This is a genomic window from Allobosea sp. FW305-C-101, from assembly GCF_058783685.1.
The window spans coordinates 318,308-336,671 of the sequence record NZ_JBYSYT010000005.1; the positions used below are offsets into that span (position 1 = coordinate 318,308).

Consider the following 18,364-nt stretch of genomic DNA (forward strand, 5'->3'; position numbering starts at 1 on the left):
GATAATCCTAGGCGGGTTTCGGTTAACGTATCGTTCCGATCAGGCCCGCCCGCCCGGTAATACCACGAGACGGGGCGGTTCGGCACGGCGCGACGCGACGGGGGGGCGCGCGGCAGCTGCGGGCCAGAGCATCCGAAGCGAGATCATTCGCATCGATTCGATGGTGTCGAGGCCGAGCCAGCCCGGCGACAGGGCAGGGGACAGCGAACCCAGCACGCGGGCATGGGTGCGGCCGCGATAGCGCAGCGGCAGCAGCAGCAATTCAAGATAGATCGGCGTGCCGGTGACCGACTTGCCGGAGAGCCCGGCGACCGCGCCGGCACTCTCGTCCATCACGGTCTGGACGAGGCGGCGCATGTCGCCCTGGGCCTCGACATCAGGCCAGAGCGCGGTGAAGGCGCGCCCGCGCAATTCCCTACCGATCAGGGCGCAGAGCCGCGTGCCCGCCAGGCGAAAGACCGGGCCGATCGGCTCGTTCTCGAGCACGAAGGTATCGGCAAGGGCATGCCGCAAGGCGCCGGGCTCGATCTCGCCGCGCTCCGGCGCAGCGCGGTCGCCGCGCAGCGCGTCCCAATAGTCGAAAACCAGCTTAGTGCTCGCGTTCTTCATCCTGTGCCCATATTCGCCGTCTGTCTCTCCCTGGAGCGGGCCGGCGTCCAATGATGACGCGGAACCGTTCGAAAGGAGGACGAATCAATCTCTCGGAAGAGCGCTGACGCATTCGCCGTGCCGTCTTGCCACCCCGCGCTGAGTCGGGGGAGGCGGCAGGGGCGTTAGGGTTAATCAAGTCTTACGATTGTGGATGATCGTTAAAATGCGCATGAATCAGCCTCGAGATTCGCGGTTGCCGATGGCGCCCGCAAGACGAGGTGGAGGGGGCGTGAGCCGGCCGCCCGGCATGACCGGGCGGCGTCACAGCCGGCGAAAAAGGGGACGGCGCGAGCCGATCCCCTTTTTCGTGTCTCGTGCAGGGCTCGCGGCTTGCGCCCTGCGGGCGCTTCGGCAAGTGTGACCGCCGCATGGCTTCCCATAATCCTTCCCCGCCAGGGCGCGAGCCCGTCTTCAACCTGCCTTCCGCCGTGGTCTGGCTGTTGGCGGTACTGGTCCTGATCCAGGCCGGGCGCTCGCTGCTGTCGGACTATGACGATTACGTGCTGATGTCCTGGCTCGCCTTCGTGCCGGCGCGCCTGACGCTCTGGCTCTCGCCCGGGCGGATCGACGATGTCGTCGGCGCGATGGCGCAGGTCACGGCCGGGCAGGACGTGGTCGAGCGGCTCCAGCTCGTCCGGCTGTTGCTGGCCGATGGCGGGGTCAGGCTCTGGACCATCCTGACCTATGGCCTGCTGCATGGCTCCTGGCTGCATCTGGTCTCCAACGCGGTCTGGCTTGCGGCCTTCGGCAGCCCGGTCGCGCGGCGGCTCGGGCCGGGGCGCTTCCTCAACCTCATGGGCCTGGCGACGATCGGCGGCGCGCTGCTGCACTGGTGGTCGCGCGATCTCGACGTGCTGCCGCTGGTCGGCGCCTCCGCCGGCATCTCGGGCGCGACGGCGGCCGCGATCCGCTTCGTCTTCGCGCCCGGCCTGCGCTTCGGCGAACTCGGCAATGACGCGGTCGTTCAGGCGATTCCGGCCGAGCCGCTCGGGCAGCTCTGGCGCAACTCGCGCGCCCTGCTGTTCATCGCGATCTGGTTCGTGACGAACATCCTGTTCGGGGCCGGATTGGTGCCGATCTTCGGCGAGGACACCAGCATCGCCTGGGAGGCCCATATCGGCGGCTTCGTCGTCGGGCTCCTGCTGTTTCCGCTGCTCGACCGGGGACAGCAGCGGCGCTGACGCGGCCGGCGGCCCTGCCCGCAAGGCTCTTTAGAACCGTTTCGGAAACCTTGCCTGCGCCAAGGTCTTCGCCCACACTCGCCTCATTGCGAAGCACTTCCCGAGCCGGCCCGGCATGAGGAGTTTTGCCGGCCCTCGCGAAGTTCCAGCGAAACCGCGCGCCGGCAACGGCGCGCCTGCGAGGAGGGACTGGCCATGAATGTCGAGCAGTTGCTGAGCGGCAAGGGGCACGATGTGATCTCGGTGCAGCCGCATCGGACACTGTCCGAGGCGATCCGCACGCTGAGCGAGAAGCGCATCGGCGCCGTCGTCGTCATGGGAGCGGACGGGGCGCTGGTGGGCATCCTGTCCGAGCGCGACATCATCCGGGCGCTTGGCGAACTGGGAGCCGGCGCGCTGGAGAGCGCGGTCTCGCGCTCGATGACGTCGAAGGTCGTGACCTGCCGGCCGCAGACCAGCGTCGACGAACTTATGGAGATCATGACGACCGGTCGCTTCCGCCATGTTCCGGTGGTCGAGAACGGTCGTGTCACCGGTCTCGTCTCGATCGGCGACGTGGTGAAGCATCGCGTGGCTGCGATCGAGGCCGAGAGCCAGGCGATGCGCGATTACATCGCGATGGCCTGAAGGGAGCGCGTAACGGCCGGGGAGCGTCAGCTCTCCGGCACGATATGGTTTGCGGCCACCAAGGCGGCGATATCGTCCAGGGACCGGCGCGCGGCCTGACGCCCGAGTTCGATCGTCTCGCCGGCGCGGTGGAAATCGAACAGGCCGATGCGGCCGAGCTTCGGGCCGATCATCACGTCGGGCGGATCGCCCGCCAGCCGCGAGCGCGAAATCCGGTCCTGCGTGATGTTGAAGGCGTCGATCATCACGCCGGCCAGCCCGGGGCGGTTCTCCGCCGGCCGCCCGACGATGTTGCGGACGCGCTTGGCCGCGCCGCTGATGCCGTCATACCAGCGCGGCTCCGGTTGGATCTGCAATTCCGGCACGAGCGGATCGGGATCGGAGCTCTGGTCCTGGATCGTCGTGCCGCGGCCGGTGAGGTCGCTGTTGAGGTTCACGCAAATCACGACATCGGCGCCGAGCGCGCGCGCCGCCGTGACCGGAACCGGATTGACCAGCGCGCCGTCCATCAGCCAGCGGCCACCGAGCTTCACGGGATCGAAGATGCCGGGCAGGGCGTAGGAGGCGGTGAGGGCCTCGACCAGCGGGCCATGGGTCAGCCAGATCTCGTGACCGAAGCCGAGCTCGGTCGCGACCGCGACGAAGCGGTGGTTCAGGTCCTCGATCCGGATGCCGTCGAGATGCTGTTCGAGCAGGCGCTTCAGGCGTCCGCCGGAAATCAGGCCGGCGCCGCCGATATGAAAATCCATCAGGCCGACGATGCGGCGCTTGGTCATGCTGGTGGCGAATTCGGAGAGTTCGGGCAGCTTGCCGGCGGCGAGGCAGCCACCGACCACCGCGCCGATCGAGGTTCCGGCGATGACATCGGGGGCGAAGCCGGCTTCGATCAGCACTTCGAGCGCACCGATATGGGCCCAGCCGCGTGCCGCGCCGCCGCCGAGCGCGAGGCCGATCTTCGGCCTGATCAGGGCCGGCTGTCCCTCGACCGGACGCATATCGTTCATTGCGGCACCACCTCCGCCGAGACCAAAGGCTCGCCGCGCGACACCATCCCACCGCATGGGCTCGTCCCTCCGTAGAATGAGAGGGTCTCAGAAGCCGATGAGCGAAAGATGAACGGCTCAGCCTTCGGCGATTATCGCCTGTATTTGACGGATTGGTGAAGGCGTGCCGGCGGCATCAGCGATGTGCGCCTGCTTCAGAGCCTGTCAGTCGCAAACGATCAGCGGCTTGCCGGCTTCGTTCCGCAGCGGCTGGGCCCGGTAGAAGCAGGAGCAGCGCCCGGTGTGGCAGCAGCCGCCGTCGCCGGCGACCTTCACCCTGATCCAGAGCGCATCCTGGTCGCAGTCGATCCGCATCTCGACGATGGTCTGGATCTGGCCGGAGGTCGCGCCCTTGTGCCAGAGCTCCTGGCGCGAGCGCGACCAGTACCAGGCCTCGCCGGTCTCGATCGAGCGTTGGAGCGCCTCGGCATTCATATGGGCAACCATCAGCACTGCGCCGCTATCGGCCTCGGTCGCGACCACCGTGACGAGGCCGTTCGCATCGAAGCGCGGGCTCAGCACGGCTCCCTCCTCGAGGGCGTGCTTGTCGGGCGCGGCGGGGAAGGGGGGCATGGAGGCTCCAGGGAAGGGCGATCTGCTGCGTGGTCCTGCCGTCATTCTCGGGCGGAGCGAAGCGCAGACCCGAGAATCTCCAGCAGGAAAAGGCGCTTTCTCGTTCTGAGATGCTCGGGTCAAGCCCGAGCATGACGGCTTGTCCAAGGTGGCGGCCAACCCGAGATGCTACAGCCCCGGCGACTTCACCATCGTGAAGAAGCGCACCTGCTCGGCCGGGTCGTCCCGGAAGATGCCGCGATACTGCGTGGTCATCGTCGAGGAACCCTGCTTCTGCACGCCGCGCATCGACATGCACATGTGCTCGGCCTCGACGAGGATGGCGATGCCGCGCGGCTCCAGCACCTCCTCGATCACGTCGGCGATCTGGGCCGTCATCGTCTCCTGCGTCTGCAGGCGGCGAGCATAGACATCGACGATGCGGGCAAGCTTCGAGAGGCCGACGACGCCCTTCGCCGGGTAATAGCCGATATGGGCCTTCCCGACGAAGGGCACCATGTGGTGCTCGCAATGCGAATAGAACGGGATGTCGCGGACGAGGACCATGTCGCGATAGCCCTCGACCTCCTCGAAGACACGGTCGAGGATATGGTGCGGATCCTCGGCATAGCCTTTGTAGAATTCCTTGTAGGCCTTCGCGACGCGACGCGGCGTGTCGGCCAGGCCTTCACGCGACGGGTCGTCGCCCGCCCAGAGCAAGAGCGTGCGGACAGCGGCCTCCGCCTCTTCCTGCGTCGGCGTGCGGACCAGAAACTTGTCGGCGGAGGGGCCGATGGCCCCCTCGACGGACAAGGACTTAACCACAGGGATCATGTGGTGCCTCCCGTTGGGACGATGAAGCCTCGCGAGATGCCCCTCAAAGGCTGCAACTCCCAAGGCCGGAACGACAAGTCTGATACCTCGCGGCGGGAGAGGCATTCAGGCTCTCCCATCATACGACGATCGACCCTATATTGGATCTGCGTGCCGGTCATTCCAGACCGGCGAGAGATCGAACCATGCTGGACGACGTCTACAACAAGCGCATCCTCTCGCTTGCCGCCAACATCCCCCTGCTGCAGCGCCTGCCTTCGCCCGATGCCACGGCGCGCGCGCATTCGAAACTATGCGGCTCGACCGTGACAGTCGATGTCACCATGGCGGGCGATGTCGTCACCGGCTTCGGCCACGAGGTGAAGGCCTGCGCGCTCGGGCAGGCTTCGTCCTCGATCATGGCGCGCCATGTCGTCGGCGCCACGGCCGATGAATTGCGGGAGGTGCGCGAGCAGGCCCGCGCTATCCTGAAGGAGAATGCCGCGCCGCCCGAGGGCAAATGGGCTGATCTCGCGGTGCTCGTGCCGGTGCGCGACTTCAAGGCGCGCCACGCCTCGACGATGCTGACCTTCGATGCGGTGGTCGATGCGATCGACCAGATCGAGGCGAAGCGGCGCGAGGCTGCGGCCTAGCGGGATATCACTTCACGCCGAAGGCAACGCGGATTTCCGGCACGGTCTCGTCGAAGCGCGCCTTGAAGGCGCGGTCGGCGAGCAGGGCCTTGGCAACGGCGCGGCCGACCTTGTCGCCGGCGACGAGATCGCTCGGATAGTGGAAGCCGCAGATCAGGCGGCTTTCGCCATAGCTCTTCACCCGCGCTTCCAGCTTGTCCGAAAGTTCGGGCGCCGCGGCCTTCAGCAATTCGGCATAGAGCGCCGCCGTTGCCGCGTGACCTGACGGGAAGGAGGTGCCTTCCGGGCGGGCGCCGGGGCAGGGCTTGACGCGAACCTTCGCCCAGAGCTGGAACGGGCGCTGGCGGCTGGTCAGGCGGTGGACGCTCTTCAGGAGGATGCCGAGCTCGACCTGCGCCTCGCGGAAGAGCAGCCTGACCTCGCGATGGGTGTTGTCGACATAGCCGGTATCCATGCCGTTCAGGAAATTGACCAGCGCGAGACGCTGGTCGGCGATGGCGGCCTTCTCGCGCTCGGGCGTGCGGTTCGCGCTGATCTGCTGGACCTGCTCGAACTCGGCCTTGCCCTCGGGGCTGTTCTGCGCCGGCGGCAGCCCGATGATATGCGCGATGTCGAGCTTGGCACCGTCGAGCCAGAGCAGGTATGGCCGCTGCTGGGCCGATGCCGGCATGGCGAGGCCGAGGCCAAGCGCGAGGCCGGCGCCGAGGAGGGCGGTCCTGACGGAAGCCTTGCGAACGAGGGCTTGGCGAAAGCGAGCGGCGCGCATCATGTTTCCGGTATCGAGCAAGGGAAGCGGTTCTGGTTGTGGCTGAACGAAACGAAGCAGACGATCTATTCCAGCGTCTCTTTGTTAAGCAAAGATTTTCGCTGCTGCGAAGCGTCGCGCTTTTCCCCCGAAAAGCCGCACATTTCGCCATTCGCGGCTATCAGCTGAGCCTTTCCATGCTCGTCGGGCGGCATTGCCGGCACTGGCCGAGCTGTTCTGCCTATACCGACGAGGCGATCCTGCGCTTCGGGCTGTGGCGCGGCGGCTGGGCTGGCTTTGCCCGAATCTGCCGCTGCAATCCGTGGGGCACGAGCGGCGTCGACATCGTCTGCGAGGCATTGCCGCCCGATGCGAGGTGGTATAGGCCGTGGGCCTATGGCCGCTGGCGCGGGACGAATGTGCCGGCGGCTTTCGATTCCGACGCCGAACCGGCCACGGGCGACGGAGCGCAATCCTCACATCCGTAGCCGGCCTAGTCTTACGGGGCTTGTATCCCCGAGTGAGCAGGATAGCGATCCATGACGATCTCCCTGACATTTCCCGATGGCGCCAAGCGCGAATTCCCCTCCGGCATCACCGGAGCCGAGATCGCCAAGGGCATCTCTCCCTCCCTGCTGAAGCGCACCGTCGCGATGGCGCTCGACGGCACCGTCGTCGATCTCTCCGACCCGATCACCACTGACGCCAAGATCGAGCTGCTGAACCGGGAAGACCCGCGGGCGCTGGAACTGATCCGGCATGACACCGCCCACGTCCTCGCCGAGGCCGTACAGGAGCTGTTCCCCGGCACGCAGGTGACGATAGGTCCCGTGATCGAGAACGGGTTCTTCTACGATTTCGCCCGCAACGAGCCCTTCACGCCCGAAGACTTCCCGGCGATCGAGAAGAAGATGCGCGAGATCATCGCGCGCGACAAACCCTTCACCAAGGAGGTCTGGAGCCGCGACAAGGCCAAGGATTTCTTTGCCGCGAAGGGCGAGGCCTACAAGGTCGAGCTGGTCGATGCGATCCCCGCCGACCAGACGCTGAAGATGTATGCGCAGGGCGACTGGATCGACCTCTGCCGCGGCCCGCACATGACCTCGGTCGGCAAGGTCGGCAACGCCTTCAAGCTGATGAAGACGGCCGGCGCCTATTGGCGCGGTGACTCGAACAACGCGATGCTGACCCGCATCTACGGCACCGCCTTCGCGAAGCAGGAAGAGCTCGACGCCTATCTCAAGCAGCTCGAGGAGGCGGAGAAGCGCGACCACCGCAAGCTCGGCCGGGAGATGGACCTGTTCCATTTCCAGGAGGAGGGGCCGGGCGTCGTGTTCTGGCACTCCAAGGGCTGGCGCCTGTTCCAGGAGATCATCGCCTATATGCGCCGGCGCCTCGCCGCCGACTACGAGGAGGTGAACGCGCCGCAGATCCTCGACAAGTCGCTCTGGGAAACCTCGGGCCACTGGGGCTGGTACCAGGACAACATGTTCGCGGTGAAGTCTGCCTCGGCCTTCGAGAACCCGGCCGATGCCGAGCGCGACCATCGCGTCTTCGCGCTGAAGCCGATGAACTGCCCGGGCCATGTCCAGATCTTCAAGCACGGCCTGAAGAGCTATCGCGATCTGCCGATCCGGCTTGCCGAATTCGGCAATGTCCATCGCTACGAGCCGTCCGGCGCGCTGCATGGGCTGATGCGCGTGCGCGGCTTCACGCAGGACGACGCGCATATCTTCTGCACGGAAGAGCAGCTCGCGGCCGAGTGCCTGAAGATCAATGACCTGATCCTGTCGGTCTACGAGGATTTCGGCTTCACAGAGGAGCTGGTCATCAAGCTCTCGACGCGGCCCGAGAAGCGCGTCGGCTCCGACGCGGTCTGGGACCATGCCGAGCAGGTGATGACCGGCGTGCTGGAGCGGATCGCCAAGCAGTCCGGCAACCGGATCAAGACCGAGATCAATCCGGGCGAGGGCGCCTTCTACGGGCCGAAATTCGAGTATGTCCTGCGCGATGCCATCGGCCGCGACTGGCAGTGCGGCACGACGCAGGTCGACTTCAACCTGCCGGAGCGGTTCGGCGCCTTCTATATCGGCGCCGATGGCGAGAAGAAGCAGCCGGTCATGGTCCACCGTGCCATCTGCGGCTCGCTGGAGCGCTTCACCGGCATCCTGATCGAGCACCATGCCGGGCATTTCCCGCTCTGGCTGGCGCCCGAGCAGATCGTCGTCTGCCCGATCACCTCGGAGGCCGATGCCTATGCCGAGGAGGTGACGATGGTCCTGATGGGCGCTGGCCTGCGCGCCCGCGCCGATCTGCGCAACGAGAAGATCTCGTACAAGGTCCGCGAGCACTCGCTGGCCAAGGTCCCGGTCATCCTCGCCGTCGGCAAGCGCGAGGCCGAGGAGAAGACCGTGACGGTCCGCCGCCTCGGCAGCCAGGCGCAGACCGTGATGACGCTCGACGAGGCGCTCGCGGCGCTGGGCCAGGAGGCGCTGGCGCCTGATCTGGCGCGCCGGAAGGCCGTGAAGGCGGGCTGACGACTTGCCGTCATGGCCGGGCTCGACCCGGCCATCTCGGAAACCAGCCTGATCTGCCTGAGATTCTCGGGTCGAAGCCTTGCTTCGCCCGAGAATGACGGCGAGCGGCTGGGATTGCTGATTTCTGACGGAACCTCACCGTCATCCCGGACAAGCTGCGTAGCAGCGCCGATCCGGGATCCATCTTAGAGCTCCGGAGCCTTACGATGGGTCCCGGGTCAAGCCCGGGATGACGGAGCGTTTCTGGTACAATCTGGCGCCCCTAGCGAATCCAGCCCTCGCCATGCCAGATTGCCGGCGATGCTGACAGGCTCCTATCGCAAGCGGCTCGAGGCCGATCTTCCCCGCTGGGTCGCTGAAGGCTGGCTCAGCGCCGAGAATGCCGGCGCGATCCGGCGCTCGGTCGCGCGCGAGCAGGGTGGCATCCGCCTGCCGGCCGTGCTCGGCCTGCTCGGCGGCCTCTTGATCGCGGCGAGCGTCGCCGCCTTCGTCGCAGCGGGCTGGGAGGATATCCCGCGCCTCGTCAAGCTTGGTATGATCCTCGCGGCCATCGCGATCTGCATCGCCTACGCCTTCCGGCTGGAGCGGCAGGGCTCGCCGCGCGGCGCCGATGCGGCCGTGACCTGCGGCGTGCTGATCTTCGGTGCCGGACTCGCGCTGGTCGGCCAGATGTACCACCTGCCCGCCGACTGGCCGGGCGGGGCCTTGCTGGTGGCGCTCGGTGGCCTGATCGCCGCCGTCCTGATGCGCTCGAACGGCGCGCTGGCGATCGCACTGATCGCGATCTGCGCCTGGAGCGGCGGGCGCTGGGAGGAGGCGCGCAGCGGTGCCCATCTCGGCTTCTTCATCCTCTATCTGCCGGCCCTGTGGCTCTCGCTGTCGCGCGACAATCGGCTGGTGCATCACCTCGTCGTGCTGGCGGCTGCCGCCTGGCTCGCGATGGCGCCGGGTTATGGCTTGTTCGACCGTTTCGATTACGGGCTCCTGGCCTATGGGCTGGCGCTCGCCGTGTTCTATGTGGCGCTGGGCGCATTGGCACTCGACCGGGGCTTGCCTTCGGTGCTGACCGCCTGCCTGCCCTGGGGACTGCTCGGGCTGGTGCTGGTGCTGAACACGGAGCTGATCCGCATCCTCGACCGGGACGAGGCACGGGCAGGCCACGCCTTCCGCTTCGTTTTCATGGCCTATGCCGTTGCCATTCCCGTCGTGGCCGCCCTGGCGGGGCTCGCCCGTGAGCGGCGTTTCGCCTGGCCCCTGGCGGCGGGGCTTGCTTTCGCCTTGCTGGTGCCGGTCGTGTTCTGGACCGGCATCGTCACCGCGATGGCCGGCAAGATCATCGTCGCGAGCCTTGTCCTGCTGGCTGCGACGGCGCTGGTGGTGGCCGGGTCCGTCGGCGGCATCCGGCGATTGGTGCTGGCCGGTTCGGTGCTGTTCGGCGTCGCGATCCTGATCCTGCTCTGGCAGACGATCGGCACGCTGCTCGACCAGTCGCTGTTCTTCCTCGTCGCGGGCGCGGCCCTGCTGGCGATCGCCTCCGGAGCCCGGCGGCTCTTCGCCCGGCTCAACCCGCCTGAGAAGGAAGCCGCCTGATGCGCGCGCTTTCGGCCGATAGCCTCATCGCCAAGGTGCCTTTGGTCTGGCGCGCGCTGGCAACCGCGCTGCTGCTGGGGCTCGTCCTGCTGGCGCTCGTCGAGCAGCGGGCGCGCATCCTGCGCGGCGGCACCGAGATCCGGCTGCGGAGCGTGCCGGTCGATCCGCGCGACCTCTTCCGCGGCGATTATGTCGTGCTGAGCTATCCGATCAGCACGGTCGAGACCGGTGCTCCCGGCCAGCCGGGCTTCCAGCGCGGCGAGCAGGTCTATGTCAGCCTCGGCCGGGACGAGCAGGGTTTTGCCAAGGCGACCGGCGTTTCGCGGGACTGGTCCAAGGCCGGCGATGGTATCGTCGTGATCGCTGGGCGCGTCACCGCGACCTCGGCCTGTGCCACCAATGCGGATGGTGCCTTCGATTGCAGCGGCCAGCGCAACCGCCTGCGCATCGCCTATGGGCTCGAGAGCTATTTCGTGCCGCAAGGCGAGGGCAAGGCGATCGAGACTACCGACAAGGCCCGGATCGAGGTCGTGGCCGCCGTATCGCCCTCGGGAGAGGCGGCGATCAAGCGCCTGCTGATCGACGGCAAGCCGGTCTACGCCGAACCGCCGTATTGAGGCGCATTGGCCGTTCGCATTAAGGCGCTGCGGTCTCTTAAAAACGCGAGTCATCCCGGACGGAGCGAAGCGGAGATCCGGGATCCATTCCTGAATCTCAACCGGAAACGCTCCGGCATGGATTCCGGGTCAAGCCCGGGATGACTCGCGTATTTTCCCTGAACCTCAGTGGGCTCTGAGAGGCACCCGGCATCACATTGCCGTGTCATCCTCGCCCCGTCTCAACCCTGCCGCAAAGCCGCTGATGATCCGCCACACGCGCTTGTGACAACACGCCGCGTGACGCGAATCCTCAGGAGTTATATGAACGGCAGATGAACGAGTTCGACAACGAGCGTTCATCTTGAGAGCGGCGAGCCGGGAACATGCATCGGCCGTCGGCGTTTCGATCCTGGATTTTCCGGCCTGCTGAAGGACTACTGTCCCGTGTCCTCCCATTCTTCCTTCAGGCGCTTCCTGCTTCTCGGCCGACCGGCCGTGGACGCGGTGCTGGCCACGCCGGGGCGGGATGCGCGGATCGACGTGATCCGCGGGCTAGCCCTGCTGATCATCTTCATCAACCACATGCCGGGGAACGTGGTCTCGGCCTATATGCCGCATAATTTCGGCTTCTCGGACGCGGCCGACATCTTCGTTCTGCTGGCCGGCGTCTCGGCTACCCTGGCCTATGGCGGGCTGATCGAGCAGCGCGGCTTCGCGGTCGCCGGGCTGAAGCTCGGCGCGCGGCTCTGGACGCTCTATATCGCCCATCTCGCGGTGTTCATCATCGTCTGCGGCGTCGTCGCCACGGCGGTGACGCGGACGCAGAACCCGCTCTATATCGAGGCGATCAATATCCAGCCCTTCTTCCGCGACACGGTCGAGGCGCTGATCGGCGCGCTGACGCTGACCTATCAGCCGTCCTATCTCGATATCCTGCCCCTCTATATCGTGCTGCTGGCGCTGTTCCCGGTAATCTATTACGCGGCGCGGCTGAGCCCGCTGCTGACGCTCGCCTGCTCGCTGGCGATCTGGCAGATGGCGCTCGCCTTCGAGCTCAATCTGCCCAATGGCAATGCCGGTGTCTGGTTCTTCAACCCCTTCGCCTGGCAGGTCGTGTTCACGCTCGGCATCATCATCGGCCGGGCGGCGCAGCTCGGCATCCATGCGCCGCGCCTGGCGTGGCTCGACGTCGCGGCGGTCGCCTTCATCGTCTTCGCCTGGGTGGTGAAGACGTCGAGCGGCAATCCGACCGGGATCGCGGCGCTGAACGACTGGTTCGATTCCGTGCAGCTCGGCTCGGACAAGACCAATCTCGCCTGGACGCGCATCCTGCATATCGGCGCGCTGGCCTGGCTGGCGATCCGCTGGCTGCCGTCGGGCATGGGGCTGGCGAAGGCCGCACCCGGCCGCATGCTCGCCAATGCCGGGCAGAACTCTCTGCATGTCTTCTGCGCGGGTGTCGTGCTCTCGATCATCGGGCAGATCGTGCTGGCGGAAACATCCTTCGATCTGGGCGTTCAGTTGCTGATATGCGCCGGTGGCGCTACAATTCTGACAGGGTTAGGGATTTTCCTGTCGTGGTACCGTTCGATCACGAAACGCGGCGCAGGCGCCGAGTCTACCCAGGCCCGTGGCGCGCCGTCGCCGCGGCCTTCCTTCTCTTCGCGCTGAATTCCGGATCGAGTGCCGCGCCGCTGCCGCCGCCGCTCGATGTGCGCTGCCGTGCGGAGGCCGCGAAAGCCGCTTTTCAGCCGAGCTTGCCGGCCGCACGCAAGGCGCTGCAGGAAACCGGCCGCCTGACCATCGTGGCGCTGGGCTCCTCGGCGACAGCCGGCTCCGGCGCCAGCGCCGACGACAAGAGCTATCCTGCCGTCTTGCAGGCTGAGCTGCGCCGGCGCCTGCCGGGTGCGGAGGTTCGGGTCGTCAACAAGGGCGTCGGCGGCCAGTCGGCCTATGACATGCTGCTGCGCATGCAGACAGACGTCATCGACGAGAAGCCGGCGATCGTGATTTGGCAGACCGTCATCAACGACGCGATCCGCGATATCGGCGAGGACAAGCTCGGCAAGATCCTGCGCAAGGGTGTGAGCAAGGCCCGCACGGCCGGTATCGAGATGATCCTGATGGACCTGCCCTGGCTGCAGCGTGAAGGGCGCTATCCCCACTACGACGATTACCGCGCCGTGCTGGCGAAGACGGCGCAGGACCAGGGCATCTCGCTGTTCCCGCGCTATGCGATGATGAAGGGCTGGTCGAGTTCGCGCCAGTTCACGCCGGAGGAGCTCGTCGGCATGGACGGCCTGCATCTGGTCGATGCCGGTTATCGCTGCCTGGCGCTGCGGCTGGCCGACGGGATCGTCGCGGGGATCGGTCCGGTCAGGATCGAGGCGGCGGGTGCCGTGAAGCCGACGAACTGAGGCCCTGTCCTTCCGGGGCTTCGCGCAGCGAAGAACCCGGAACTCACGACTGGGTGAGCAGCTTGCGACTGGGTATTGGAGGCCTCACCCAGTCGAGGGTTCCGGGTTCGCGCCTGTAGCGCGCCCCGGAATGACAATGGGCCTGCGAAGCGGCTGCCGGCTTACTTCGCCAAAACCTCGATATCGCGGTCGCTGCCCGACTCGACCTTGAAGTCGCGGGAATAGACCTGCCCCTCCTGACGGGCGATCAGGACATAGTCGCCTTCCGCCAGAATGACCTGTGGGAACGCTCCGATCGCCTCGCGAATGACGTCGCCGCCCGGCGTCAGCACGCTGAAGGCGGTGCCGGCGAAGGCTTCGCCGCCGGCATTGGCAACGAGCTTGAGCGTCACCTTCGCGGCGCGGTGATGCAAAGTCGCGTCGGTGACCTTGCCGGTCTCGACCTTCACGTCGGCGCGCTGGATCGCGTTGGAATCGCCGTAGGTCGAGACCACGTGATAGGTGCCCTCGGGCAGGCGGATGACCTCGCCCGCCTTGGCGCCGCTGGTGATCAAACGGCCTTCCGAGTTGCCCTGCAGCGGCACGAAGACCGAGAAGGAGAGCAGCGGGGCCGGGATCGGGGCATCCCCGATCGAGCCGGCGAGCGAGAGCGCGCCTGCGCTGATCTGGACCTGATCGCGCAGGCCCTGCTGGCCGAGGCTGACGCGCTTCGTGCCGCTGGCGAAACCGTAGCCGGCATGGATGACGTAATTGCCGGGCGGCAGCGAGAAGGCCGGCTCCGGCTCTGACGAACGCGCGACGATCCGCGACGAGGCGCCGTCGCCGCCCTCGCTGAGAACCCGCCAATTCAGCCCGGAGCGGATCGGCTTGCGGTCGGCGGCGAACTGGGCGGAGACGGACAGCCGCGCCAATCCGCTCGGCGCGACCGGCTGACCTTGCAGGGGCGCGGGAGGCGGCGTGTCCGCGCCGGGGCCGGGATCGGCGGACTGGGCGCCGGCGAGGTTCGGCGCAAGCAGGACGGCCATGGCGAAGGCGGCTCCGATAAGGCGGCGAGCTTTAAAGCCCTCCAATTCAAGCATGCTTTTCGTCCTCGGCGGCTCTGCGGCGATGTATGAGCAGCTCCGCTTGTCCTCATCATGGCGAAGGAATAGGTCAGTTCCCAAGCCATAGTCAGGATGTTTCATGACCGATACGCTCTCTCTGCTCAAGCTGCGTCGCTCCGTGCCGCCGCAGTTCCTCACGGCGCCCGGCCCCGACGGCGCCCAGCTCGACGAATTGCTCGCCATCTCCGCGCGCGTGCCCGACCATGGCAAGCTCGCGCCCTGGCGCTTCATCGTTTTCAAGGGCGCGGCCCGCGAGGAGGCGGCGGAGATCGTCGCGCGCATCTTCCGCGAGAAGAACCCGCAGGCGAGCGAGGACCAGGTCGAGTTCGAGCGCAAGCGCCTGCTGCACGCGCCGGTCATCGTCGCCGTGGTGTCGCGGGCACGCGAGCATGCCAAGATCCCGCTCTGGGAACAGGAGCTTTCGGCCGGCGCGGTCTGCATGAACATGCTCGTCGCCGCCTATGCCATGGGCTATGCCGGCTCTTGGCTGACCAACTGGTTCTCCTTCGACCGGCAGGTGCTGAGCGCCTTCGGGCTGGCTGAGGACGAGCGGATGGCCGGCTTCGTGCATCTGGGCACGCCGACGGCGCCGATCACCGATCGCGACCGGCCGGTAATGGCCGATATCGTCAGCTATTACGGGACCTGACGCGATGATCTATTCGGCCACGCAAGAGGATCTCGGCTTCGCGCATGATCCATTCAAGGCGATCGTCGCGCCGCGGCCGATCGGCTGGATCACGGCGCTAAGCGCTAAAGGCGAGGTCAATCTCTCGCCCTACAGCTTCTTCAACGCGATCTCGTCGCGGCCGAACATCGTGATGTTCTCCTCGGAGAACAAGAAGGACGCCGTCGCCTTCGTCGAGGAGACCGGTGAGTTTACCTGTTCGCTGGTCACCAAGGCGCTGGCGCATCCGATGAATCTGACCTCGGCGCCGCTGCCGCGGGGCGAGAGCGAATACGCCCATGCCGGGCTTGAGATGGCGCCGTCGCGCTTCGTCAAGCCGCCGCGCGTCGCCGGCACGCCGGCTGCGCTCGAATGCAAGCTGCTTTCGGTGCAGCAGTTGCTCGATGTCGACGGCAACGCCGTGCCGCGCTGGATGGTGCTTGGGCAGGTCGTCGGCATCTTCATCGACGATGCCTTCGTCAAGGACGGGCGCTTCGACACCGCAGGCGCCAACCCGATCGCGCGCTGCGGCTATGCCGATTATGCCGAGGTGACGAGCCTGTTCTCGATCACCCGTCCGGCCGGCGGATAAGTTGTGTATTTGCACTTGGCCTGCGCAGGGGTCGCCTCGACTCGATAATCCGCGGCATGCGACATGCCCTTGGGATAGGGGACGGGCCGAATGCATTCATCTTTCCGAGCCGCCGCGCTGGCGGCTTTTTTCGTGTCGAGCCTTGGCGCTTGCGTACCGCGCTACTCGTCGATCGAGGTCGCCGACATGCTGTCGAAAGGCTCGGTGGAGGTTGAGGCCAATACCAGCCGCAACGCCGTGAATGTCGTCACCAGAGGACAAACTGCGGGCACCGCGATCATGAACGGCCAGGGCGGTATTGCCGGGGTCCTGATCGGGGCGGCCATCGTCGCGGCATCGGCCGAGCCCGATATTCTCAACACGGGAAACGTCACCCAGCCGATCGCAGATGGCCTTCAGAAGAAATTCCGTCGGCCTGACGCATCGGCGCAGAATTTCTACAAAGTCCTGGTTGCCGGCGGCGGGAGCCTGATGCCTGCAATGGGAGATCATTTCCAGCTGACCTACACCGTTGCGATGAACGTCACGAACATCAAGACGCAAGAAGTCGTGATGCTGCAGTCATGCGCGGAAACGGAAGCGTCCACCATGCCGCTGGCGAAGTGGCGCGAATCCGTTCCGTTGATTCTGACCTTACGCGGTCGGACCGCCGCGAGCTGTTCGGCCAAATTCAAGGCGGCGTTGTCGCTCTGAAGGACTCGCAATGGAGCCGTCGCATTTCGTGAAAATGCTGCGCGTCGGCTGCACTCTCATGGACGACGCTTTCGTCAGGGGCCGGCCTTTAGACGCGGCCGGCTTCAACCTGCCAGCGGCATGGCGCGATAATCCCCGAAATCCGCCAGCGCCTTGTTGATCGCCTCGGCATCGAGGCTCTTGCCCTCCGGCAGGGTGAGGCGCGGCGGGTCGAGCGTTACCGTCGCACCGGGCGCGAGCGCCGTCGCGGCGCGCTGGACGCGCGAGGCGCAGCCGCCGCAATGCATGCCTGAAACCTCGAAAACCTGAGTCATTCGAATCGCCTCCGGCGGTTCATTCAGCCAGTTTGCGAGCTCGCGCGACGAGCCGCTGTGCCTTGATCAGATGGGGGCGATCCAGCATTTCGCCATCGAGCCCGATGACGCCGGCGCCGGGATTGGCTTCGAACAGGGCGATGATCTGCTGGGCCTTGGCGAGCGCGGCAGGCGATGGCGCGAAGATCTCGTTGATGATCGGAACCTGTGCCGGATGGATCGCCATCTTGCCGGTGAAGCCGTCGCGGCGCGAGGCGAGGCATTCGGCCCGAAAGCCGGCATCATCGCGGAAATTGGTGAAGACGGTGTCGATCGCATCGACCTGCGCGGCCGTCGCCGCGAACAGCGTCAACGATCGGGCGAGGCGATAGGGGTCGGCATAGGAGCCGTCCTCCAGCCGGTTGGTCTCGGCGCCGAGGTCGGCCGAGAGGTCTTCCGCGCCCCAGGTCAGCGCCATCAGGCGGTGCGAGGAGCGGTGGTAGCTGCCGAGCCCGAAGATCGCTTTGCCGGTCTCGGTTGCGATCGGGAGAATGCGCGTCAAGCCGTCCGGCAGGTCGGATTCGGCCTCGCGCACCGCGATCTTGGCGGCGAGGTGGCCGACATCGGTGCCGCCCTCCGATTTTGGCAGCATGATCGCATCGGGTGCGCCGGGCATGATCGCGTCGAGATCGGCATCGCTCATGCCGGTCGTCAGGCCGTTGATGCGGACGATCAGCAACGGGCGCTTCGGCAGGGAGCGGGTGGATTCGAGGAATGCACGGGTGATCTCGCGCGCCTGCGGCTTGCCGTCGAGCGCGACGGAATCCTCAAGGTCCAGGATCAGCGCATCAGTGCCGCAATCCAGGCCCTTCTGCTGCTTCTTCGGGCTGTCGCCCGGCACGAACAGGAGCGAGCGCATGCCGGTCAGACCGCGACCGTGGCAGGGGCCGCGCGCTTGCGCATGAAGGCCTGGCGGCGGCACTGGGCGACCAGCGTGCCGTCCTGCTTGTAGGCCTTGTGCACGAACTCGACGATGCCGGCATCGGGCCGCGAGCGCGACTCGCGCTTGGCCGCGATCTCGGTGGTGCAGTTGATCGTGTCGCCCTCGAAGAGCGGGGTGGGGAAGAGCACATCGGTCATGCCGAGATTGCCGATGGTCGTGCCGACCGTGGTGTCGTTGACGGAGATGCCGATCATCAGGCCGAGCGTGAACAGCGAGTTCATCAGCGGCTTGCCCCATTCCGTCTCGGTCGCGCAGAAATGCGCATCGATATGAAGGGGTTGCGGGTTCAGCGTCATGTTGGAGAACAGCATGTTGTCCATCTGCGTGACCGTGCGGGTCAGGCCGTGCTCGATGACCGCGCCGACCTGGAAATCTTCGAAATAGATTCCGCCACGCTTGTGACGCACCACATCCGCCATAGACGCCTCCGCCTTCTTCATGCCGGCTGCTGAGCCGGAACCAGAAGTCGTAGAGGGACCTCCGGCGAGAGGGAAGCGGAAAGCGCCCGGGGCCTGCGCCGCAGGGCCGATCTTAACGGTTCGCTTACCATAATGGAGCAATTTTGGAGGGTGCCCTCGCAATGCGCGCGGGCCACCGCCGAAGGT

Annotated in this window: 21 protein-coding genes; 12 read left to right on the plus strand and 9 right to left on the minus strand. The window is 66.3% G+C overall.

Going from position 1 to position 18,364, the window contains the following annotated elements; all coding sequences use genetic code 11:
- Window positions 1–39: 39 nt before the first annotated feature.
- Window positions 40–609 carry a PAS domain-containing protein gene (locus tag AC3WMA_RS21640; RefSeq protein WP_492287392.1) on the minus strand — a complete coding sequence of 190 codons (570 nt, stop codon included), beginning with the start codon at window positions 607–609 and terminating at the stop codon, window positions 40–42.
- A 410-nt stretch (window positions 610–1,019) separates the two neighbouring features.
- Here AC3WMA_RS21640 and AC3WMA_RS21645 point away from each other — a divergent pair, with 410 nt between their 5' ends.
- The gene (locus AC3WMA_RS21645) at window positions 1,020–1,832 is read left to right on the plus strand and encodes a rhomboid family intramembrane serine protease (protein ID WP_492287393.1); all 813 of its coding nucleotides are present in this window, start codon (window positions 1,020–1,022) and stop codon (window positions 1,830–1,832) included.
- A 195-nt stretch (window positions 1,833–2,027) separates the two neighbouring features.
- A complete protein-coding gene (locus AC3WMA_RS21650) occupies window positions 2,028–2,459 on the plus strand; it encodes a CBS domain-containing protein (protein WP_257732156.1) in 432 nt (143 codons plus the stop codon).
- A gap of 26 nt (window positions 2,460–2,485) precedes the next feature.
- Here the strand turns inward: AC3WMA_RS21650 and AC3WMA_RS21655 are convergent, their stop codons facing one another.
- From AC3WMA_RS21655 to folE, 3 genes are all read right to left on the minus strand, one after another.
- Window positions 2,486–3,463 (minus strand): patatin-like phospholipase family protein, encoded by a 978-nt coding sequence (locus AC3WMA_RS21655; RefSeq protein ID WP_492287394.1) that lies wholly within the window; start codon window positions 3,461–3,463, stop codon window positions 2,486–2,488.
- A gap of 204 nt (window positions 3,464–3,667) precedes the next feature.
- Window positions 3,668–4,075, minus strand: coding sequence for a phosphoribosyl-AMP cyclohydrolase (hisI, locus tag AC3WMA_RS21660; protein WP_492287395.1), 408 nt, complete (start codon window positions 4,073–4,075; stop codon window positions 3,668–3,670).
- A 168-nt stretch (window positions 4,076–4,243) separates the two neighbouring features.
- Window positions 4,244–4,888 carry a GTP cyclohydrolase I FolE gene (folE, locus tag AC3WMA_RS21665; RefSeq protein ID WP_492287396.1) on the minus strand — a complete coding sequence of 215 codons (645 nt, stop codon included), beginning with the start codon at window positions 4,886–4,888 and terminating at the stop codon, window positions 4,244–4,246.
- A gap of 185 nt (window positions 4,889–5,073) precedes the next feature.
- Here folE and AC3WMA_RS21670 point away from each other — a divergent pair, with 185 nt between their 5' ends.
- Window positions 5,074–5,520 (plus strand): iron-sulfur cluster assembly scaffold protein, encoded by a 447-nt coding sequence (locus tag AC3WMA_RS21670; protein WP_492287397.1) that lies wholly within the window; start codon window positions 5,074–5,076, stop codon window positions 5,518–5,520.
- A 7-nt stretch (window positions 5,521–5,527) separates the two neighbouring features.
- On the opposite strand, the gene AC3WMA_RS21675 is transcribed toward AC3WMA_RS21670, so the two are convergent.
- On the minus strand, window positions 5,528–6,289 hold the full coding sequence (locus tag AC3WMA_RS21675) for a phosphatase PAP2 family protein (protein WP_492287398.1): 762 nt from the start codon (window positions 6,287–6,289) through the stop codon (window positions 5,528–5,530).
- Between the two features lie 101 nt (window positions 6,290–6,390).
- Between AC3WMA_RS21675 and yidD the strand changes: the two genes are divergently transcribed.
- From yidD to AC3WMA_RS21705, 6 genes are all read left to right on the plus strand, one after another.
- On the plus strand, window positions 6,391–6,753 hold the full coding sequence (gene yidD / locus AC3WMA_RS21680; protein ID WP_492287449.1) for a membrane protein insertion efficiency factor YidD: 363 nt from the start codon (window positions 6,391–6,393) through the stop codon (window positions 6,751–6,753).
- Window positions 6,754–6,804: 51 nt separating this feature from the next.
- Window positions 6,805–8,802: a threonine--tRNA ligase gene (thrS, locus tag AC3WMA_RS21685; RefSeq protein ID WP_492287399.1), complete on the plus strand. Its 1,998-nt coding sequence runs from the start codon at window positions 6,805–6,807 to the stop codon at window positions 8,800–8,802.
- A 300-nt stretch (window positions 8,803–9,102) separates the two neighbouring features.
- Window positions 9,103–10,392 (plus strand): DUF2157 domain-containing protein, encoded by a 1,290-nt coding sequence (locus AC3WMA_RS21690; RefSeq protein ID WP_492287400.1) that lies wholly within the window; start codon window positions 9,103–9,105, stop codon window positions 10,390–10,392.
- Window positions 10,392–11,009, plus strand: coding sequence for a GDYXXLXY domain-containing protein (locus AC3WMA_RS21695; protein ID WP_492287401.1), 618 nt, complete (start codon window positions 10,392–10,394; stop codon window positions 11,007–11,009). Before AC3WMA_RS21690 ends, AC3WMA_RS21695 begins: the two co-directional genes overlap by 1 nt.
- A 426-nt stretch (window positions 11,010–11,435) precedes the next feature.
- A complete protein-coding gene (locus tag AC3WMA_RS21700) occupies window positions 11,436–12,662 on the plus strand; it encodes an OpgC family protein (protein WP_492287402.1) in 1,227 nt (408 codons plus the stop codon).
- Window positions 12,663–12,703: 41 nt separating this feature from the next.
- A complete protein-coding gene (locus AC3WMA_RS21705; RefSeq protein ID WP_492287403.1) occupies window positions 12,704–13,408 on the plus strand; it encodes an SGNH/GDSL hydrolase family protein in 705 nt (234 codons plus the stop codon).
- 161 nt (window positions 13,409–13,569) lie between these two features.
- On the opposite strand, the gene AC3WMA_RS21710 is transcribed toward AC3WMA_RS21705, so the two are convergent.
- Window positions 13,570–14,433: an RgsD C-terminal domain-containing protein gene (locus AC3WMA_RS21710; RefSeq protein ID WP_492287404.1), complete on the minus strand. Its 864-nt coding sequence runs from the start codon at window positions 14,431–14,433 to the stop codon at window positions 13,570–13,572.
- 157 nt (window positions 14,434–14,590) lie between these two features.
- On the opposite strand from AC3WMA_RS21710, the gene AC3WMA_RS21715 reads away from it, so the two are divergent.
- The 3 genes from AC3WMA_RS21715 to AC3WMA_RS21725 all read left to right on the plus strand — a co-directional run bounded on the left by AC3WMA_RS21715 (window position 14,591) and on the right by AC3WMA_RS21725 (window position 16,463).
- Window positions 14,591–15,160 (plus strand): nitroreductase family protein, encoded by a 570-nt coding sequence (locus tag AC3WMA_RS21715; RefSeq protein ID WP_492287405.1) that lies wholly within the window; start codon window positions 14,591–14,593, stop codon window positions 15,158–15,160.
- Between the two features lie 4 nt (window positions 15,161–15,164).
- Window positions 15,165–15,770 carry a flavin reductase family protein gene (locus AC3WMA_RS21720; protein ID WP_492287406.1) on the plus strand — a complete coding sequence of 202 codons (606 nt, stop codon included), beginning with the start codon at window positions 15,165–15,167 and terminating at the stop codon, window positions 15,768–15,770.
- Between the two features lie 90 nt (window positions 15,771–15,860).
- The gene (locus AC3WMA_RS21725; RefSeq protein ID WP_492287407.1) at window positions 15,861–16,463 is read left to right on the plus strand and encodes an SRPBCC family protein; all 603 of its coding nucleotides are present in this window, start codon (window positions 15,861–15,863) and stop codon (window positions 16,461–16,463) included.
- Window positions 16,464–16,567: 104 nt separating this feature from the next.
- Here the strand turns inward: AC3WMA_RS21725 and AC3WMA_RS21730 are convergent, their stop codons facing one another.
- Genes AC3WMA_RS21730 through AC3WMA_RS21740 form a run of 3 tightly spaced genes read right to left on the minus strand, consistent with a single transcriptional unit; the run spans window position 16,568 to window position 18,178 of the window.
- Complete coding sequence (locus AC3WMA_RS21730; protein WP_492287408.1) at window positions 16,568–16,777, minus strand: heavy-metal-associated domain-containing protein; 210 nt, start codon at window positions 16,775–16,777, stop codon at window positions 16,568–16,570.
- A gap of 19 nt (window positions 16,778–16,796) precedes the next feature.
- On the minus strand, window positions 16,797–17,675 hold the full coding sequence (locus AC3WMA_RS21735; RefSeq protein ID WP_492287409.1) for an HpcH/HpaI aldolase/citrate lyase family protein: 879 nt from the start codon (window positions 17,673–17,675) through the stop codon (window positions 16,797–16,799).
- A 5-nt stretch (window positions 17,676–17,680) separates the two neighbouring features.
- On the minus strand, window positions 17,681–18,178 hold the full coding sequence (locus AC3WMA_RS21740; protein ID WP_492287410.1) for a MaoC family dehydratase: 498 nt from the start codon (window positions 18,176–18,178) through the stop codon (window positions 17,681–17,683).
- Window positions 18,179–18,364: the final 186 nt, after the last annotated feature.

Bases quoted from the DNA above. Each gene is read 5' to 3' on its own strand.
- AC3WMA_RS21670 (WP_492287397.1), top strand. From the start codon at position 5,074: ATGCTGGACGACGTCTACAACAAGCGCATCCTCTCGCTTGCCGCCAAC.
- AC3WMA_RS21730 (WP_492287408.1), bottom strand. From the start codon at position 16,777: ATGACTCAGGTTTTCGAGGTTTCAGGCATGCATTGCGGCGGCTGCGCC.
- AC3WMA_RS21650 (WP_257732156.1), top strand. From the start codon at position 2,028: ATGAATGTCGAGCAGTTGCTGAGCGGCAAGGGGCACGATGTGATCTCG.
- folE (WP_492287396.1), bottom strand. From the start codon at position 4,888: ATGATCCCTGTGGTTAAGTCCTTGTCCGTCGAGGGGGCCATCGGCCCC.
- AC3WMA_RS21675 (WP_492287398.1), bottom strand. From the start codon at position 6,289: ATGATGCGCGCCGCTCGCTTTCGCCAAGCCCTCGTTCGCAAGGCTTCC.
- AC3WMA_RS21735 (WP_492287409.1), bottom strand. From the start codon at position 17,675: ATGCGCTCGCTCCTGTTCGTGCCGGGCGACAGCCCGAAGAAGCAGCAG.
- AC3WMA_RS21715 (WP_492287405.1), top strand. From the start codon at position 14,591: ATGACCGATACGCTCTCTCTGCTCAAGCTGCGTCGCTCCGTGCCGCCG.
- AC3WMA_RS21720 (WP_492287406.1), top strand. From the start codon at position 15,165: ATGATCTATTCGGCCACGCAAGAGGATCTCGGCTTCGCGCATGATCCA.
- thrS (WP_492287399.1), top strand. From the start codon at position 6,805: ATGACGATCTCCCTGACATTTCCCGATGGCGCCAAGCGCGAATTCCCC.
- AC3WMA_RS21690 (WP_492287400.1), top strand. From the start codon at position 9,103: ATGCTGACAGGCTCCTATCGCAAGCGGCTCGAGGCCGATCTTCCCCGC.
- AC3WMA_RS21725 (WP_492287407.1), top strand. From the start codon at position 15,861: ATGCATTCATCTTTCCGAGCCGCCGCGCTGGCGGCTTTTTTCGTGTCG.
- AC3WMA_RS21655 (WP_492287394.1), bottom strand. From the start codon at position 3,463: ATGAACGATATGCGTCCGGTCGAGGGACAGCCGGCCCTGATCAGGCCG.
- hisI (WP_492287395.1), bottom strand. From the start codon at position 4,075: ATGCCCCCCTTCCCCGCCGCGCCCGACAAGCACGCCCTCGAGGAGGGA.
- AC3WMA_RS21695 (WP_492287401.1), top strand. From the start codon at position 10,392: ATGCGCGCGCTTTCGGCCGATAGCCTCATCGCCAAGGTGCCTTTGGTC.
- AC3WMA_RS21640 (WP_492287392.1), bottom strand. From the start codon at position 609: ATGAAGAACGCGAGCACTAAGCTGGTTTTCGACTATTGGGACGCGCTG.
- AC3WMA_RS21710 (WP_492287404.1), bottom strand. From the start codon at position 14,433: ATGGCCGTCCTGCTTGCGCCGAACCTCGCCGGCGCCCAGTCCGCCGAT.
- AC3WMA_RS21645 (WP_492287393.1), top strand. From the start codon at position 1,020: ATGGCTTCCCATAATCCTTCCCCGCCAGGGCGCGAGCCCGTCTTCAAC.
- AC3WMA_RS21740 (WP_492287410.1), bottom strand. From the start codon at position 18,178: ATGGCGGATGTGGTGCGTCACAAGCGTGGCGGAATCTATTTCGAAGAT.